The sequence below is a fragment of the Catenuloplanes atrovinosus genome (genome assembly GCF_031458235.1).
GTDB classification, from domain to species: Bacteria; Actinomycetota; Actinomycetes; order Mycobacteriales; family Micromonosporaceae; genus Catenuloplanes; species Catenuloplanes atrovinosus.
The window spans coordinates 6,774,308-6,791,575 of the sequence record NZ_JAVDYB010000001.1; the positions used below are offsets into that span (position 1 = coordinate 6,774,308).

A 17,268-nucleotide genomic window follows, 5' to 3' on the forward strand; every position below is an offset into this window, starting at 1 on the left:
TACGCCGTGTGACGCGCTTCACCGGGCCGCGGATTTCTCCGACCGGCCCACCCGCTGCCGATTACTCGGGACATGCACCACTCCCCACTGCTCACGCTCGACGCGCCGGTCCCGGACGCCGTCACGGACGCGTTGCAGCAGGTGTTGCAGGTGGTCCGCCGGCGCCTCGGCATGGACGTCGCGTTCATCGCCGAGTTCGTCGGCGACCGGCGCGTCTTCCGCTGGGTCGACGCCGCCGACCCGGTCCCGGGCCTGAGCCCCGGCCTGGGCGATCCCCTGGACGAGACGTACTGCCAGCGGATCGCGGACGGCCGGCTGGAGCGGGTGGTGCCGGACACGGCGTCGGACCCGGTCGCACGGGCGCTGCCGATCACGGACCAGCTCGGGATCGGCAACTATCTCGGCACGCCGCTGCGGCTGAGCACCGGCGAACTCTACGGCACGCTCTGCTGCTTCTCCTCGACGCCGGACCGCACGCTGAACGGCCGCGACCTGGACTACCTCAACGACGTGGCGGAGATCGTCACGGTGACGCTGAGCGCGGCGGACGCGAACCGCCGCGAGCACGCGCGGATCCGCGGCAGCCTCGCCGAGCTGGAACGCGGCGGCGGCCCGGTCGTGGTGGTCCAGCCGATCGTGGACCTGACCAGCGGGAAGATCGCCGGCGCGGAGGCGCTGAGCCGGTTCCCCACCGGGTCGCCACTGACCTGGTTCGAGGAGGCCGCGCGGGTCGGCGAGGGCACCGCGCTGGAGTGTTCCGCGATCCGCAACGCGCTGGCCGCGAGCCGGCAGACGCCCGGGTTCATGTCCCTGAACCTCTCCCCCACCACGATCCTGGCGCCCGGCACGCTCGACCTGTTCCGCGACGTGGACCTGGACCGGATCGTGGTCGAGCTGACCGAGCAGGAGAAGCTCGACGACCTGACCGAGGTGCGCGCCGCGCTGGCGCCGCTGCGCGAGCGCGGCCTGCGGGTGGCGATCGACGACGTCGGCGCCGGGTACGCCGGGCTGAACCGCGTGGTGCAGCTGCGGCCGGACATCATCAAGCTGGACATCGGCCTGGTGCGCGGCATCGAGGAGGACGAGATCCGGCAGGCGCTCAGCCGGGCGCTGATCTCGTTCGCCCAGGGCAGCGGCTCGAAGGTGATCGCCGAGGGCGTGGAGACGCCCGGTGAGCTGCGCATCCTGCGCGGGCTCGGCGCCGACTACGGCCAGGGCTGGATCTTCTCCCGCCCGTGCCCGCCGGACCGGCTCACCGACTCCGTGGTCTTCGACCTGGACCCGCGCTGACCGCTCTTGTACCCGGGCGGGTGCACGAGAAAGGGTGCCGTCCATGGCCTACGTCTTCCTCGTCTGCGCGATCGGCGCGGAGATACTCGGTACCAGCCTGCTCCGCACCACGGACGGCTTCACCCGGCCGTGGCCCACGGTCGCGGTGGTGGCCTGCTACGTCGCCTCGTTCTGGTCGCTCTCCCGGACGGTGCAGGCCATCCCGGTCGGCGTCACCTATGCCATCTGGTCCGGCGTCGGCACCGCCGCGATCGCCGCCATCGGCGCCGCCTTCCTCGGCGAGCCGCTGACCCTCACCAAGGTCATCGGCATCGGCCTGGTCATCGCCGGCGTGGTCACGCTCAACCTCGGCGGCCCGCACTGACCCTCGCTCGCGCACACGCCCGCCCGCCGCGGAAACGCGAACGGGAGCGGCGGGACGACGCCTCCGTGTCCCGCCGCTCCCGGTCACTCAGGGATGTGCGGCCCCGTCGGTCGGGATCAGCTCAGGCCTGACGGCCCGAGATCACGACCACTCGCTGCCGTTGTGCCTGGTCATAACCTTGTGCACCATGACGGCCCCTTCTTTCCTCGAACGTTTGTTCTAGCCTACGGCTCGGGTATGACAGTTTTCGGCCGACGATCGAGGGACAGCGCGTTTCCCGGGGACGCACCACCCACCACGACCCGAGGTCCTGGACCGGTCCGATCGGACGGTCGCGCACACCGTCCGGCAGGTCATCTCGATCTCTTCAGATGGTGACTCATCGCGGCAAGTCACCGGGTTCACTCGCGGGCCGCGATAACCGGATCAATCCGGCAACTCGCGAGTTCCCGCCTCAACTGTGCGCGACTCGGAAGTCCCGGGGCAACGCATTTACCCACCCCGGAACGCGTCCCCGCGCCGGCGACCGGCCCCTCGACGAAGATCGCGCCCCACCACGAAGCCGGCAGGGAGGAGCGCCGGCGACGACCGGTGCCCGCGAGAGCAAGCCCACAGCGACCACGCCGGAAGCGGGAAAGCGATATCAACCCCACGCGACCCGGCCGGGAGCCGAACCCCCACACGCAAGCGGAACCGCGCCCAAACGACCGGGCCGGAAGCGGACTCCCGGCGGCGCCGCGGCGACCGGGCCGGCAGCCGGCGTATGCCCGAAGACGACCATCGCGTCGCGGATTCGCAGCGGAACACCGATCCGCCGAAGCGACCACGCCGGAAACAGCGACATACCGGCCAGGCCGGAAGCAGGTCGAAACACCCACGGCGGGCATGGCGTGATCAACCAGCAGGACATGGCGACCCCGCCCCAGGGCGACCAGGCCGGAAGTGGAGGGGGATCAGGAGGCGTCGTCGGCGGCGCGGAGGGGGACGACCGTGGCGCGGGTGGCGGAGTCGCGGAGGGTGCGCAGCAGCATGATGATCTTGTCGCGGCGGACCGGGCGGCAGAAGTGGTAGCCCTGGCCGGCGTCGCAGCCGAGGCTGACCAGCGCGGCCCGCTGGTCGGCCGTCTCGACGCCCTCCGCGACGACGCGCGCGTTGATCCGGCGGCCGAGTTCGACGGTGGCGCGGATGACCGCGGTGGCGCGGGTGGAGTCGGCCATGTCGCGGACGAAGGAGCGGTCGACCTTGAGTTCGTCGACCGGGATGCGGGTGATGAAGCTGAGCGACGAGAAGCCGGTGCCGAAGTCGTCCAGCGAGAGTTGCACGCCCAGCTCGCGCAGGTCGTCGATGACCTCGTCGACCACGTCGGTGCGGCTCATCGCCACGGTCTCGGTGATCTCCAGGACCAGCAGATGCGGCGGTACGTGATGACGGCGCAGCAGCGCGCCCACCTCGCCGGGCAGCCGCGGGTCGAGCAGGTTGCGGGCCGACAGGTTGACCGAGATCGGCACGTCCAGGCCCTGCGTGCGCCACTCGCCGGCGGTGGCGAGCGCCTGGTCCAGCACGTAGCCGGTGAACCGGGCGAGCAGCTCGCTCTCCTCGACCGCGCGCACGAAGTCGGCCGGCGTGAGCAGGCCCCGGCGCGGGTGCTCCCAGCGGATCAGCGCCTCGACGCCGGTCGGTGCGCCGGTCGCCAGGTCCACGGCCGGCTGCATGTCCAGCACGAGCTGGTCGTCGGCGGCGAGCGCCTGCCGCATCTCGGCCAGCAGCGACAGGTGGTCGACGGTGGCGGCGTCGGCGGCGCTGTCGTACGCGGTGATCCGCACGCCGGCGGACTTGGCCCGGTACATCGCGTGCTCGGCCTGCCGGACGCGCTCCGCCATGTCGGCCGCGCCGGCCGGGCTCACCGCGACGCCCACCGTGACCTCGACGGACATCGGCACGTCGCAGACCTCGATCGGCTCGGCCAGCCGCTCCGCGATCAGCCGGGCGCGGCGCAGCAGCGGCGGCTCGGGCGGGGACGGCGGCGCCTCGCGCGGTGACTCCGGCGCGACCGCGATCATCGGCCGGGGCGGCGGGACCGTCCGGTACGCCTTGGGCCCGTCCGCCGCGGTCAGCAGCAGCGCGAACTCGTCGCCGTCCAGCCGGGCCAGCAGTTCGCCGGGCCGGGCGAGCGAGAGCAGCCGGTCGGCCAGCGCGCGCAGCAGCGCGTCCCCGGCCGCGTGGCCCATCGCCTCGTTGACGCGCTTGAGCCGGTCCACGTCGAACAGCAGCAGCGCGGCCGGCGCGCCCCGGTCCAGCTCGCTCAGCGCCCGGTCGCCCTCGGCCAGCAGCGCCACCCGGTTGGTCAGCTCGGTGAGCGGGTCGTGGGCGGCCTGGTAGAGCGCTTGTTCGGTGAGATCGTGAACCTGAGTGGTGATCGCCGCGTTTCCCAGTGCGAGGGCGAGCGCGTCACCGTACGCGGTGAGGACCGCCTCGTTCGCGAACGCCGCCCCGGTCGCCGCCGGGAAGTGCACGCGGATCTCGCCGAGCCGGCGCTCGGCGGCGACGAGCGTGCGGGCGAGGAGCACGTCACCGGGATCGGAGGATTGTTCGTTGGCCGGAGGAGCGGCGACCACCAGACCGCCGTGGTCCGCGGTGTACCGGTTGACGCCGGTGGGCGTGATCACGTCCACCTCGACCCGCTCCGCGCCGAACAGGTCGAGCGCGCCCTCCGCGCCCGCGGTGGCCACGGACCGCTGGTCGGTGCCGGCGAGCGCGCCGGTGGCGGAGGCGAACGTGATCCAGGTGCGCCGGTTCTCCTCGTTGCGCAGCCGCTGGCCGTACGCGTGGTGGACGAACCAGAGCGTGGGCAGCACGAACAGCAGCCAGCGCGGGTCCACGTCGATCACCGCGACGGCGGCGAGGCCGACCAGCACGTTCCCCACGAAGAGCGGCAGCTTGGCGCGGAGCGCGGGCCAGGTCAGCACCGCGACCGGCAGGCCGTGCCGCATCCGGAGGGTGAGCACGGCCAGGCCGACGGAGACCACGAGATACGCCGTCGCGGCCGCGGTGAGCGCGAGGGCGCCGGCGAACGTGAGCGGCACGCCGGGTGGCGGCCCGATCGCGAGCGCCAGCACGGCGGCCACGGCGGTGCCGGCCACCAGCGACGCACCGGCGTGGACCGCTTCGGCGGTGGCGCGGTGCACGCGGCCCGCGGAGAGGACGGTCCAGGCGAGCACGGCGCCGGCGGCGGTGGCCGCGGGCAGCCAGGGCGCGGGCAGCAGGTGCAGGCCGACGATCAGCGCGGCCTCGCCCCAGGTGACGCTCACCGATCCGGTGGTGACCTGGACGCGGACGCGGGCGAGCTGTCCGCAGGCCACGAGCCCGGCCACGACGGCCCAGCTCATCGGCGCGGGCAGGCGGCTGGGAACGGTGCCGGAGACCGGGATGAGCAGGCCGATGAGGACCGCGGTCAGCGCGACCGCGAGGACGGTCGCGTAGAGCGCGCGGACCGGCCCGCCCATTGTGGAGTAACCGGCGGTGGTGCGGCGATCACTCGTCGTGGACATCGGCGACCGCCCCCTTTCCGCGCAGGGTCCGGAGGTGATTACACCCCCCGGCGGAAGGCTAGGCCAATCGCGGAGCGCGCAACAGGGGTTGACGCTCCCGCCACCGTGCGGGCCGGAGCACAATGGCTGGTCAGCGGCGTGCGCTCAATTCTTGGGCGCGCTCTCCCGGGCTTCCCGCGCCGCCGTGTCGGCCTCCGGATCTGTCGGATCGAGGACTTTCTCCTCGCCGTCATCGGCCTTCGCCGCGGTGCCGGTGTCCGATGTGCCGGAACCGGCCGTGGGCGGCGGGAACGACTCGGGGAGCCGGCGGAGCCGCTTGTTCATGCTGCGGATCAGGAACACCGTCGCGATCGCCATCAGCACGATGATGAGCAGGCCCAGGGGCCCGGTCAGACCGCCCTCGCGCGTATCGCCGAAGTTGTTCTGCGCGAGCACGTCCAGGCCAGTCGGGGTCACCATCAGCCGCCTCCTCGTTCTCACCGCCCACCGTACGCCGGTGCGCTCAGCGCGCCGCCACCGAGTCTCGAATCCCGGCGAACAGGTCGGTCTCCGGCAGCGCGGTCTCGACCAGCGAGCGGGCCAGCTCGAAGTCCTCGGTCGGCCACACCTTGAGCTGGATCTCGCGCGGCACCTGGAACCAGAAGCCGTCCGGGTCGACCTGCGTGGCGTGCGCCCGCAGCGCGTCGTCCCGCACGTCGAAGTACTCACCGCAGGGCACGCGGGTGGTGATCTTGTCGCCGCGGTCGCGGCCCTCGTCCCACTTCTCGATCCACTCGGTGTACGGCGAGGTGAGCCCCGCGTCCAGCATCGCCTCGTGCAGCGCCAGCACGCGGTCCTTGGAGAAGCCGGAGTTGTAGTACAGCTTCAGCGGCTGCCACGGCTCGCCGGCCTCCGGAAAGCGCTCCGGGTCGGCGGCCGCGTCGAACGCCGCCATCGTGACGCGGTGGGTCATGATGTGGTCCGGATGCGGGTAGCCGCCGTTCTCGTCGTACGTGGTGATCACGTGCGGGCGGAACTCGCGGATCAGCTTGACCAGCGGCTCCGCGGCGACCTCCGGGTCCATCAGGCCGAAGCAGCCCTCGGGCAGCGGGGGCAGCGGGTCGCCCTCCGGCAGCCCGGAGTCGACGAAGCCGAGCCAGGCCTGGTCGACGCCGAGGATCTCGCGCGCCGCGTCCATCTCCCTGCGCCGGATGTTGGCGATGTCCGCCCACACCTCCGGCCGGTCCAGCTTCGGGTTGAGCACGCTGCCGCGCTCCCCGCCCGTACAGGTGACCACCAGCACGGAGACGCCTTCCGCGACGTACTTCGCGCTCGACGCGGCACCCTTGCTCGACTCGTCGTCGGGGTGGGCGTGCACCGCCATCAGACGCAACTGCTCAGCCAACGCTGACTCTCCCTCGTGACCTGCGGTACGTCCATTCCCGCGTGCTGCGAGAATGGACCCGACACATTCTGGCCGACCGGCCCCCGACGTACCCAACCGCAGGAGTGTGGCACCGGTGACCGAGACGCCCGCGACAACGCCCGCGGCGGCCCCGGTGTTCCCCGCGGGCCGATACGGCCGACGGCGCGAGCAGCGGCGACGCCGTCCGTGGCTGATCGCGGCCGCGCTCGCGGTGGTGCTGCTCGGCGGTCTGATGGTCGCGTACGTGGAGTGGCGGAAGTACGGCGACCCGGCCTACGACGCGCAGGTCATCAGCTACACGGACATCACCGACACCGGCATCGTGGTGCACTTCCGGGTGAACGTGCCGGCGGACGGCACCGCGGCCTGCACCGTGCGCGCGCGCAACCGGGCCGGCACCACCGTGGGCTCCGAGGAGGTCCGGGTGACCGGCACACCCGGGGGCGAACCGGTCACCGTCGATCACCGGCTGGCCACCACCGAACGCGCGTTCATCGGCGAGGTGCTCCGCTGCCGCGCTCACTCCTGAGCGCCTCCACGATCACTGCCGGTAGAACTCGGTAGTGAAATGGGTTGTCTCCCACTGGTAAGTTGGTAGTTCGACCCTGTTCGCCGCAAGCCATTATGAGGAGATCGTCTGTGTCCACGACCTGGCTTTCCCAGGACGCGTACGACCGGCTGCAGGCCGAGCTCGACGAGCTGATCGCGGCGCGCCCCGTCATCGCAGCGGAGATCAACGAGCGGCGCGAGGAAGGTGACCTGCGGGAGAACGGCGGTTACCACGCCGCCCGCGAGGAGCAGGCCAAGCAGGAGCACCGCATCTCGTACCTCAAGGAGCTGCTCCGCGACGCCCAGGTCGGCGAGGCGCCCACCGCCGACAAGGTCGCTCCCGGCATGGTCGTCACCATCTACTTCGACGACGACAAGGACGACACCGAGACGTTCCTGCTCGGGTCCCGCGAGATCTCCGCGACGACGGACTACACCGTCTACAGCCCGGAGTCCGCGCTCGGCAAGTCGATCCTCGGTGCGTCCGGCGGTCAGACCTGTACGTACACGGCGCCGAGCGGCGCCGACATAAAGGTCACCGTCGTCGCGTTCGAGCCCTTCGCCGGCTGATACCCGAGCCCGCGGGCGCTCAGTTGCCCTGCGCGAGGCGGACGGAGTAGCCGTTCTCGCGCAGGGTGTCGAGCAGCGACTCGCTGTGGCCGGACCCGCGCGTCTCGACCGAGAGCGCCACCTCGACCTCGCCGATCCGCAGCCGCGGGTTGTGCCGCAGGTGCTCGACGTCGATGATGTTCGCCTGCAGCTCGGCGATCTTCGCCAGCAGCTCGGCGAGCTGGCCCGGCTTGTCCCCGCACCGCACGGCGAAACGCAGATAGCGCCCGGCCGCCGCCAGGCCGTGCTCGATCAGCCGGAGCAGCAGCAGCGGGTCGATGTTCCCGCCGGACAGCACGCTCACCACCGGGCCGTCGCCGACCTCTATCGCGCCGGCCAGCAGCGCGGCCACGCCCACCGCGCCGGCCGGCTCCACCACCATCTTGCCGCGCTCCAGCAGCAGCACCAGCGCCCGCGAGATGTCCTCGTCGGACACCGTCACCACGTCGTCGACCAGCTTCGACACGTGCCGGAACGTCACGTCGCCGGGGCAGCCGACCGCGATGCCGTCCGCGATCGTGCCGACGCCGGCCAGCCGCACCGGCGAGCCCGCGGCCAGTGACGGTGGGAACGACGCCGCGCCGGCCGCCTGCACGCCGATCACGCGTACGTCCGGGCGCAGCGCCTTGGCCGCGACCGCGAGGCCGGAGATCAGCCCGCCGCCGCCCACGCCGGTCACGATCGTGTGCACGTCCGGGCACTGCTCCAGGATCTCCAGCGCCACCGTGCCCTGCCCGGCGATCACGTGCGGGTGGTCGAACGGGTGGATGAACATCGCGCCGGTCTCCTCGGCGAACTCGCGCGCCGCGACCAGCGCCTCGTCCACGGTCGCGCCGCGGAACTCGACGGTCGCGCCGTAACCGCGCGTCGCCGCGACCTTCGGCAGCGGCGCGCCGACCGGCATGAACACGGTCGAGGAGATGCCGAGCAGTCCGGCCGCCAGCGCCACACCCTGCGCGTGGTTGCCGGCGCTGGCCGCCACCACGCCGCGGGCGCGCTCCTCCGCGGACAGCCGGGAGATGCGCACGTACGCGCCGCGGACCTTGTACGAGCCGGCCCGTTGCAGGTTCTCGCACTTCAGCCACGTCGGCACGCCGAGCAGCGCGGAGAGCGGCCGGGACGGCTCCAGCGGCGTCGTGCGCACCACCCCGGCGATCAGCTCTCGGGCCGCCTCGACGTCCGGCAGCGAAACGAGATCATCCATGCCCGAATCGTCGCACCCGCGGGCGCCGCAGCACCCGCTAGTGCGATACGACTAACGCACAGCGGGAAATACCGACGGTGCGTGCCGCTGCCACGGCGCGGCCATCTCGAACTGGCCGGCGACCGCCAGCAGCGTGGTCTCCGAGCCGGGCGGCCCGACCAGCTGCACGGCCAGCGGCAGCCCGTCCGGGCGCACGCCGACCGGCACCACCAGCGCGGGCAGCGCCGCCAGGTTCCACGGCGCGGCGAACGGCGCGAACCGCATGCAGGCCAGCGCGTTCGCCGACCAGGACCGCTCGACCCAGCCCTCGGCCGCCGGCGGCGTGGCCGCCAGCGCGGGCGTGACCAGCACGTCGAAGCCGTTGTCCGCGAAGAACGCGATCGAGCGGCGGCGGAAACCCTCCCGGTCGTCCTCCCGCACGTACCCCCGCCGCATGGCGATCTTCCCGAGCCGGGCGTGGGTGCGGTTGCGTCGCTGGAGCGCCGAGAGCGGCAGTCCGGCCTCGTCCGCCTTCTGCGTGGCGTCGGCGAGCCAGGTGGCGAAGCCGCGGGTACCGATCGACGCCGGGTAGGCCGGGTCGCACGCGACCGCGGTGTGCCCGGCGGCCACCAGCAGCCGGGACGCGACCGCCACCGCGTCCCGGTTCGGCGCGTCGGCGCGCACGCCGGGCACCGGCGACCGGGTGGAGATCGCGATGCGCAGGCCGGACGGCTCCACCAGCTTCGCCGAGTCGCGGCCGGCCAGCACCGAGAAGCCGATCGCCGCGTCCGCCACCGTGGTGGTCAGCACGCCGTGCTCGCCCATGCCGAAGAACGCGGTCGCGCCGGCCGGCGGCGGCACCACGCCGCGGCCCGGCTTCAGCGCGACCAGGCCGCAGCACGCGGCCGGGATGCGCAGCGAGCCGAACCCGTCGTTGCCGTGCGCCATCGGGACCAGGCCGGCCGCCACCGCCGCCGCCGCGCCGCCGGACGAGCCGCCCGGCGTACGCGTCAGATCCCAGGGGTTGCGGGTCGGCCCGTCGGAGTCGTCGGTGAGCGCGAACACGCCCAGCTCCGGCATGCGCGAGGTGGCGACCACGATCGCGCCCGCGCCGCGCAGCCGGCGGACCACCTCGTGGTCCTCCTCCTCGATCGGGCCGCGCGCCGCCGCCGAGCCGTGCCAGGTGGGCAGGCCCGCGATCGCGGTGTTCTCCTTCACCGCCACCGGCACCCCGGCCAGCGGCAGCCGGGTCAGATCGTGCTGCTCGTCGACCTTCTCCGCCTCGGTCGCGGCCTCACCGCCACGGACGATCCGGAACGCGCCGAACAGCGGCTCCCGCGCGGCGATGTGCTCGAGGTGATCGGCGACGACCTGGGTGGCGGACGTGTCCCCACGGCGCACGCCGCGGGCGATCTGCTTCGCCGTGGCGCCCACCCAGTTAGGCACCGGCTCCGGCATGGCCCCTCCCCTGTAGTGAGGCCCTCCCGCGGGAGGGCCCCCGAAATCGATCAGCTGAGCGCCGCTTCGAGATCCGCGAGAAGATCGTCGACGGTTTCGATGCCGACCGACAGTCGCACGAGATCGGCGGGAACTTCAAGCGGTGATCCGGCCGCGCTCGCGTGCGTCATCCGGCCGGGGTGCTCGATCAGGGACTCCACGCCGCCCAGCGACTCGGCGAGGATGAACAGCTTGGTGCGGTTGCAGATCCGCTCCGCCGCCTCCGGGCCACCGGCCGCGCGGAACGAGATCATCCCGCCGTACCGGCGCATCTGCTTGGCGGCCACGTCGTGGCCCGGATGCGACTCCAGCCCGGGGTAGATGACCTGGGCGACCGCGGACTGACGGGTCAGGAACTCGGCGATCCGCTCCGCGTTGTCGCAGTGCCGGTCCATCCGTACGCCGAGCGTCTTGATGCCGCGCAGGGTCAGCCACGCGTCGAACGGGCCGTTGATCGCGCCCATCGCGTTCTGGTGGAAGCCGATCTGCTCGGACAGCTCCGGGTCGTTGACCACCAGCGCGCCCCCGACCACGTCGGAGTGCCCGCCCAGGTACTTCGTGGTCGAGTGGACCACCACGTCCGCGCCGAGCGCGAGCGGCTGCTGCAGGTACGGCGAGGCGAACGTGTTGTCCACGACCAGCAGCGCCTCCCGCTCGTGCGCGACGGCCCCGAGCGTGGCGATGTCCGCGATGGACAGCAGCGGGTTGGTCGGCGTCTCCACCCAGATCATCCGGGTGTGCGGCGACATCGCGGTGCGGACCACGTCCACGTCCGTGATGTCCACGGCCGACCAGCTCACCCCCCACTGCTCGGCGACCTTGGCGAACAGCCGGAACGTGCCGCCGTACGCGTCGTTCGGGATGATCACGTGGTCGCCCGGCCGCAGCACCGCGCGGAGCAGCGTGTCCTCGGCGGCGAGCCCGCTGGCGAAGGTGAACGCGCGGCGCCCGCCCTCGGTCGCGGCCAGGCACTCCTGCAGCGCGTCCCGGGTCGGGTTGCCGGAACGTGCGTATTCGTATCCCAGTCGCGGTGCGCCGACCGCGTCCTGGGCGAACGTGCTGGTCTGGAAGATCGGGGGCACCACCGCACCGGTGCGCGCCTCCGGGTCCTGGCCCGCGTGGATCGCGAGCGTTTCAAAGCCGTGCGTCATCCGGCTAACGCTAGTCTGCCGGGATGGCGGAGTGCGTGTTCTGTGCGATCGTGGCGGGCACCACGCCCGCGACCGTGGTGGCGGACACGCCGGACGGGGTGGCGTTCCTGGACACGCGGCCGGTCTTCAAGGGGCACGTGCTGGTGGTGCCGCGCCCGCACGTACCGGTGCTGACCGATCTTGATCCTGCCGCGGTGGGCCCGTTCTTCCAACTGGTACGGCGGCTCGCGGCGGCGGTCGAGGGCGGCCTGGGCGCCGGCGGCACGTTCGTGGCGATGAACAACCGGGTGTCGCAGTCGGTGCCGCACCTGCACGTCCACGTGGTGCCGCGCACCAAGGGCGACGGCCTGCGGGGCTTCTTCTGGCCGCGGACCCGCTACTCGTCCGCCGAGGAGGCGTCGGGCTACGCCGGCAGGATCGGGCGGGCCCTGGCCGGGTAAGGATCGGGCGGGCTTCGGTGTTGGATGCTGGTGGAAGCACGAGAGGAGCTCACCGTGTTCTTGCGGTTCAAGAAGCTTGACCTGGTCACCGAGGAGCAGGCGATTCCCGGCCGCCCGATTCCGATGCAGGTCGCCGACCGGCACGTCGTCCTGGGCACCTCGTTGACCGGCCCCTGGCCGGCGGGCGCCGAGGTCGCGGTCTTCGGCATGGGCTGTTTCTGGGGCGCCGAGCGCATCTTCTGGCGGCTCCCCGGCGTGATCTCGACGTCCGCCGGCTACGCCGGCGGCTTCACCGAGAACCCCACGTACGAGGAGGTGTGCTCCGGCCTGACCGGTCACACCGAGGTCGTGCAGGTGGTCTACGACCCCGCCAAGATCTCTTTCGAGACGATCCTGAAGGCGTTCTGGGAGAACCACGACCCGACCCAGGGCATGCGCCAGGGCAACGACGTCGGCACCCAGTACCGCTCCGCGATCTACACCACGAACGACGCGCAGCTGGCGACCGCCATCGCCTCACGGGAGGCGTTCGCCCCGGTGGTCGCGCAGGCCGGCCTCGGCGACATCACCACGGAGATCGGCCCGCTGAAGCGCTACTACTACGCCGAGGACTACCACCAGCAGTACCTGTCCGACGCCAAGAACCCCAACGGCTATTGCAATCACGGCCCCAACGGCCTCAGCTGTCCCATCGGCGTCGCCAGGACCGCCTGACCGCTCACCGCCGGCCGCCGCCTCCGGGCGGCGGCCCTTTTCGTAGCGGGTGATCAGGCGGCGGGGCTGTCGGGGCTCTGGCCGCCGAGGAAGCGGACGCGCAGGCCCATGCGGTGGCCGAGGTTGATGATGTCCTCGCGGCGGGAGAGGCCGAGGACGTAGACGCCGAGGTCGAGGACGACCTCGTCGTCGTGGACCTCGGCGGGGATGACGCGGGCGTTGACCTCGCCGGCGATGCGGGCGGCCTCGCGCAGCAGGTCGCGGACCCGGGGCGGGGCGTCGGGGAAGGCCAGTTCGTCCTGGGCGGCCTGCTCGGCGGCGGCGGCCGGGTCGGGGGTGGGGCGGGTGGCGCCGCTGCCGTCCTGCTGCTTGACCAGCGCGTCGACCTGCTTGGTGAGCAGCTCGAACTTGGCCTGCCACGGGTCTTTCTCCTCGACCTGCTGGACCGGGGACTGGGCGCGCTGAGTGAGGCCGAAGTAGCGCCACAGCGGGTTGCGGTTGTCCGGGTTGCTGTTCCGGGTGGCCTGGATGTGCGCGGACAGCTTCTCCACCTCGTCGCGGAGCTTCCACGGGTTGAGGCTGCTGGAGTACTCGTACGTGTTGATGATGGACATGTCGAACGGCAGCTGCGTGGTCTGGTCGTCGCGGATCAGGCAGATCGACCGGTCCAGCGCGACCCGGATGCCGAGCTCCAGCATGACGTTCGCGTTGAGCGTGGAGAGGTCGCAGAGCACCAGGTCGGCGTGCTCGAGGTTCTTCACGATCTCGGCCTGGATCAGCGTGGACCCGCTCGTGGCCGGCGGGATGACCTGGTAGCCGACCTCGCGCAGCGCGGGCGCGATCAGGTACTCCAGCACGTGCCCGAAGTGGTCGGCGTCGCCCTCGTAGGCGGCGACCCGGTCCGGCGGCGTGCTGATGGGCATCGCGACGAAGCACTTCCGGTCGGGCGACGGCAAGCCGGCCTCCAGGGCGGAAACGGTACGGAAGACCATGCCACGGTAGCGGCCGGCCACCATCCGGACATCCCTCGCGCGGCCCACCCGTTCCGGCTCCCGGCCGTACCCCCGAATATTGATCTTGATGGTCGGGTAACCGGACCGAGACCGGCGCTGAACGCGTCCGGCGCGCGTGTACTACGGTAGGCGCGATCAGCTCGGTGACGGCAAGGACGGTGTGGCGATGTCGGACTTCTCCCCCGTCCTGAGGACCTGTCTCTCCTGCCACGGCACCGGCGCCCGCAACCGCCTTCCCTGCATGGCCTGCAAGGGTTCCGGCCTGGTCTGGTGCGACGCCACCGACGAGGACCTGGTCGAGGGCGAGCGCAGCGCCGGACCCGACGACCGGTGGCTCGACCCGCCCCGCTGACGGGCCGGTCGGCTCACCGACAGTTCTGAAGAGTGAAAGTTCGCCACCCGTTCACATGGGTGGCGTCAGGCGGGGGTAGCACTGAGAGATGGTCACCGCGACGCGCTTCCGGCGTAAGTTCGAGGTCATCGACACCACGGCCGTGGCCGAATCGCCGTTGCCGGCGGCTCCGGCCGCTCCGAGCGAGGATGACCGGATGCCGACCAACCTGGTGCTGCAGTACGTGCGCGCCCAGCGGGACACGATCCGATGGACCGAGGCGGGCGCCCGGCGCGGCGACGCGGAGGCGGTCCACGACATGCGCGTGGCGATCCGCCGGCTGCGCAGCACCCTCCGCACGTTCCGCGGCCTGTGGGACGCCGAGCGCGCCGACTGGCTGCGCGCGGAGCTGAAGTGGCTGGCCGACCAGCTCGGCCCGGTGCGCGACGGCCAGGTGATGGCGGAGCGGCTCGCCGCCGCGGTCGACGCGGAGCCGGGCGACCTCGTCCGCGGGCCGGTCGCCGACCGGCTGCGCGAGGGCCTCGGCGACCGCATCGCGGAGGGGCGCTCCGGGCTGAGCGGCGCGCTCGACGCCGAGCGGTACCGGGTGCTGCTGGGCCGGCTCAACGCGCTGGTCGTGGACACGCACGGCGGCTCCGGGAGCTGGCTGCGCAAGCGCACCCGCAAGGCCGTGCGCCGCGCCGACCGCATGCTGGCGGACGCGGTGCGTGACCGGTCGGCCACGCCCGGCCCGGAGGCGGACGCGCACCTGCACGAGGCGCGAAAGGCCTACAAGCGCGCACGGTACGCGGTGGAGGTCACCCGCCCGGTCGCCGGCCGCCCGGCCCGCGAGCTGGCCAAGCGGCTCACCGTGCTGCAGGACGTGCTCGGCGCGCACCAGGACTCGGTGATCACGGGCGAGGTGCTGCTGGACGCGGCCCGCGCCGCCGCCGCGCGCGGCGAGGAGACGTTCACCTACGGGCTGCTGCACGCCCGCCAGGCGGACGCGGGCGAGCGCGCGCTGGACGCGCTGCCGGCCGCGCGCCGCAAGGCCGGCAAGTCCGCGGTCCGCGCCTGGCTGAAGTAACGAATCCGCTGGTCAGACGGCGTGATTTAGGTCGCCGGAAAACCGTTGCCGATCACCCCCGGAAGTGGATAACGTTGCGGTACACGTGAAGGGAGGTGGTCCTAGCTTTGTATAGCAATCGGACTCGTGAGGTGGCTGTCCGCTAGCCGCTGTCCTTGACAGTTGAGTTACGTCGAGACCGTGTGGCAGCGGTGCGGCGAATACCAGACAGCCACCCAGCCCCCGGGGTTCCGGCCGAGTCCAGCCGGTTCGCGTTCGCGCGAGTGCCCCGGGGGCTGTTTACTATCTCGGCGTGAGCGCACGCGAGCTGGTCATCCTCGGCACGGCCAGCCAGGTCCCGACCCGGCACCGCAACCACAACGGTTATCTGCTGCGGTGGGACGATCACGGACTTCTCTTCGACCCGGGCGAGGGCACGCAGCGGCAGATGCGGGGCGCCGGGGTCGCGGCCGGCGACGTCACGCGCGTTCTCATCACGCACTTCCACGGCGATCACTGCCTCGGCCTGCCCGGCGTGATCCAGCGAATGTCGCTGGACCGGGTGCCGCATCCCGTACCCGTGCACTTCCCGGCCGGCGGCGCCGAGTACTTCCACCGGCTGCGGTACGCCAGCTCGTTCTACGAGACCGCGACCGTGCTGCCGGAGCCGGTCACCGACGGCTGGACCACCGACCTGGGCGCGTTCACGCTGACCGCGCGCCGGCTCGTGCACTCCGTGGAGGCCTGCGGCTACCGCCTCGTCGAGCCGGACTCGCGGCGAATCGTGCCCGAACTGCTGGCCACGCACGGCGTCGCGGGCCCTGCGGTCGGCGTGCTGCAGCGCACCGGCCGCCTGGACCTCGGCGACGGCCGCGTGCTCACGCTCGGCCAGGTCAGCGCGCCGCGCCGCGGGCAGCGCTTCGCGTTCGTGATGGACACCGGGCTGTGCGACGCGGTGTTCGCCCTGGCCGACCGGGCGGACCTGCTGGTCATCGAGGCGACGTTCCTGAACGGGGACGCGGCGCTGGCCGCCGAGGTGGGTCACCTGACCGCCGCGCAGGCCGCCCGCGTCGCCCGCGAATCCGGGGTACGCCGCCTGGTGCTCACCCACTTCTCCCAGCGGTACGGACAGGAGGAGTACGAGCCGGACGGCCGGTTCCTGGCCGAGGCACGCGCGGAGTTCGACGGCGACATCGTGCTCGCCCGGGACCTGATGCGGGTGGACGTACCGCCCAGAACGAGGGTGGAGGCATGAGCGTGATGATCAGGGAGATCCAGGATCGGGACTTCGAGGCGGTCGGTGCGCTGCATCTCGCGTCCCGGGTGACCGCCTACGCGCACATCCTCTCCGCGGACGCGCTGGCCGGCACCACGCCGGGCGCGATGGCGGAGTGGTGGCGGGAGCGGTACCGCTGGGAGCACGACACGCACCGCTTCATGGTCGCGGACGTGGACGGCACCATCGCCGGCTTCACCTACGCGGGCCCGGACGAGACGCCGGACGCCGCGATGCTGAACGCGATCCACGTGGCGCCCGGCCGGATCGGCTCCGGCCTGGGCCGTCTGCTGCTGGCCGACGTGCAGGCGTGGTTCGCCACGCACCCGGAGTGGACCCGCGCCAGGCTGTGGGTGCTGGAGGAGAACGCGCGGGCCCGCGGCTTCTACGAGCACCACGGCTGGCGGTTCGACGGGACCACCCGGGTCGACGCGATCGGGACCGCGATGGTGCCGATGGTGCGCTACGCCCGGGAGCTGGCCGGCGCGTAGTGGCAGGGCGAGGGCACGTGACCGTTCGTTGCGGGGGAACCGGTTTTCCACGCACCCTCGCCCGCCGTCCCATCGCGCCCGGACCGAACGCCTGGCCGGAGGCGTTCGACGATCGGCGGAGGCCTGCCGGTCGCCGGGCCCGATGGGTTCTGTGCGGGACGTCTCGAAGCTGGCGGGGCGACGAGACGTCAACCGCGGGGGGATGCCACTGGTCCTTGCTCGCCGGGGGACGGTCAAGCTGTGCGGCGTGGCATCCGTGAATGTCTCTGTGTAACTGGAAGTATCAGTAGTGCGCCGCGTGCCACGGCCGGCGTGAGGCCGCATCCGCCCGCTCGGCCAAC

The 17,268-nt window shown here is 72.3% G+C and carries 16 protein-coding genes and 1 pseudogene; 10 read left to right on the forward strand and 7 right to left on the reverse strand.

Annotation, left to right across the window (positions count from 1 at the left end):
- Nucleotides 1–72: 72 nt before the first annotated feature.
- Nucleotides 73–1,290, forward strand: coding sequence for a sensor domain-containing phosphodiesterase (locus tag J2S41_RS30170; RefSeq protein ID WP_310372726.1), 1,218 nt, complete (start codon nucleotides 73–75; stop codon nucleotides 1,288–1,290).
- Nucleotides 1,291–1,324: 34 nt separating this feature from the next.
- A complete protein-coding gene (locus J2S41_RS30175; RefSeq protein WP_310372727.1) occupies nucleotides 1,325–1,654 on the forward strand; it encodes a DMT family transporter in 330 nt (109 codons plus the stop codon).
- A gap of 953 nt (nucleotides 1,655–2,607) precedes the next feature.
- Here the strand turns inward: J2S41_RS30175 and J2S41_RS30180 are convergent.
- The 3 genes from J2S41_RS30180 to mca form a co-directional block, all read right to left on the reverse strand.
- On the reverse strand, nucleotides 2,608–5,202 hold the full coding sequence (locus J2S41_RS30180) for a putative bifunctional diguanylate cyclase/phosphodiesterase (protein ID WP_310372728.1): 2,595 nt from the start codon (nucleotides 5,200–5,202) through the stop codon (nucleotides 2,608–2,610).
- 144 nt (nucleotides 5,203–5,346) lie between these two features.
- Nucleotides 5,347–5,661 (reverse strand): hypothetical protein, encoded by a 315-nt coding sequence (locus J2S41_RS30185; protein WP_310372730.1) that lies wholly within the window; start codon nucleotides 5,659–5,661, stop codon nucleotides 5,347–5,349.
- A gap of 43 nt (nucleotides 5,662–5,704) precedes the next feature.
- Nucleotides 5,705–6,586: a mycothiol conjugate amidase Mca gene (gene mca, locus J2S41_RS30190; RefSeq protein ID WP_310372732.1), complete on the reverse strand. Its 882-nt coding sequence runs from the start codon at nucleotides 6,584–6,586 to the stop codon at nucleotides 5,705–5,707.
- A 115-nt stretch (nucleotides 6,587–6,701) separates the two neighbouring features.
- On the opposite strand from mca, the gene J2S41_RS30195 reads away from it, so the two are divergent.
- Both J2S41_RS30195 and greA read left to right on the forward strand, forming a co-directional pair.
- On the forward strand, nucleotides 6,702–7,136 hold the full coding sequence (locus J2S41_RS30195) for a DUF4307 domain-containing protein (RefSeq protein WP_310372734.1): 435 nt from the start codon (nucleotides 6,702–6,704) through the stop codon (nucleotides 7,134–7,136).
- 95 nt (nucleotides 7,137–7,231) lie between these two features.
- Nucleotides 7,232–7,726 carry a transcription elongation factor GreA gene (gene greA / locus J2S41_RS30200; protein WP_374728178.1) on the forward strand — a complete coding sequence of 165 codons (495 nt, stop codon included), beginning with the start codon at nucleotides 7,232–7,234 and terminating at the stop codon, nucleotides 7,724–7,726.
- A 19-nt stretch (nucleotides 7,727–7,745) separates the two neighbouring features.
- On the opposite strand, the gene ilvA is transcribed toward greA, so the two are convergent.
- The 3 genes and pseudogenes from ilvA to J2S41_RS30215 all read right to left on the reverse strand — a co-directional run.
- The gene (ilvA, locus tag J2S41_RS30205; protein ID WP_310372739.1) at nucleotides 7,746–8,969 is read right to left on the reverse strand and encodes a threonine ammonia-lyase; all 1,224 of its coding nucleotides are present in this window, start codon (nucleotides 8,967–8,969) and stop codon (nucleotides 7,746–7,748) included.
- 51 nt (nucleotides 8,970–9,020) lie between these two features.
- A complete protein-coding gene (locus J2S41_RS30210; RefSeq protein WP_310372741.1) occupies nucleotides 9,021–10,406 on the reverse strand; it encodes an amidase in 1,386 nt (461 codons plus the stop codon).
- A gap of 50 nt (nucleotides 10,407–10,456) precedes the next feature.
- Nucleotides 10,457–11,599, reverse strand: a pseudogene (locus tag J2S41_RS30215) (cystathionine gamma-synthase); the annotation flags it as partial.
- 20 nt (nucleotides 11,600–11,619) lie between these two features.
- Here J2S41_RS30215 and J2S41_RS30220 point away from each other — a divergent pair.
- Together J2S41_RS30220 and msrA are read left to right on the forward strand one after the other, a co-directional pair.
- Nucleotides 11,620–12,036, forward strand: coding sequence for an HIT family protein (locus J2S41_RS30220; protein ID WP_310372743.1), 417 nt, complete (start codon nucleotides 11,620–11,622; stop codon nucleotides 12,034–12,036).
- 54 nt (nucleotides 12,037–12,090) lie between these two features.
- On the forward strand, nucleotides 12,091–12,750 hold the full coding sequence (gene msrA, locus J2S41_RS30225; protein ID WP_310372745.1) for a peptide-methionine (S)-S-oxide reductase MsrA: 660 nt from the start codon (nucleotides 12,091–12,093) through the stop codon (nucleotides 12,748–12,750).
- Nucleotides 12,751–12,803: 53 nt separating this feature from the next.
- Here the strand turns inward: msrA and J2S41_RS30230 are convergent, their stop codons facing one another.
- On the reverse strand, nucleotides 12,804–13,766 hold the full coding sequence (locus J2S41_RS30230) for a hypothetical protein (protein ID WP_310372747.1): 963 nt from the start codon (nucleotides 13,764–13,766) through the stop codon (nucleotides 12,804–12,806).
- 163 nt (nucleotides 13,767–13,929) lie between these two features.
- On the opposite strand from J2S41_RS30230, the gene J2S41_RS30235 reads away from it, so the two are divergent.
- From J2S41_RS30235 to J2S41_RS30250, 4 genes are all read left to right on the forward strand, one after another.
- A complete protein-coding gene (locus tag J2S41_RS30235) occupies nucleotides 13,930–14,115 on the forward strand; it encodes a hypothetical protein (RefSeq protein ID WP_310372748.1) in 186 nt (61 codons plus the stop codon).
- A 196-nt stretch (nucleotides 14,116–14,311) separates the two neighbouring features.
- A complete protein-coding gene (locus J2S41_RS30240) occupies nucleotides 14,312–15,181 on the forward strand; it encodes a CHAD domain-containing protein (protein ID WP_310372750.1) in 870 nt (289 codons plus the stop codon).
- Nucleotides 15,182–15,473: 292 nt separating this feature from the next.
- Nucleotides 15,474–16,415, forward strand: a complete 942-nt coding sequence (locus tag J2S41_RS30245) for a ribonuclease Z (RefSeq protein ID WP_310372752.1) — start codon at nucleotides 15,474–15,476, stop codon at nucleotides 16,413–16,415.
- Nucleotides 16,412–16,927 (forward strand): GNAT family N-acetyltransferase, encoded by a 516-nt coding sequence (locus J2S41_RS30250; protein ID WP_310372754.1) that lies wholly within the window; start codon nucleotides 16,412–16,414, stop codon nucleotides 16,925–16,927. Before J2S41_RS30245 ends, J2S41_RS30250 begins: the two co-directional genes overlap by 4 nt.
- Nucleotides 16,928–17,268: the final 341 nt, after the last annotated feature.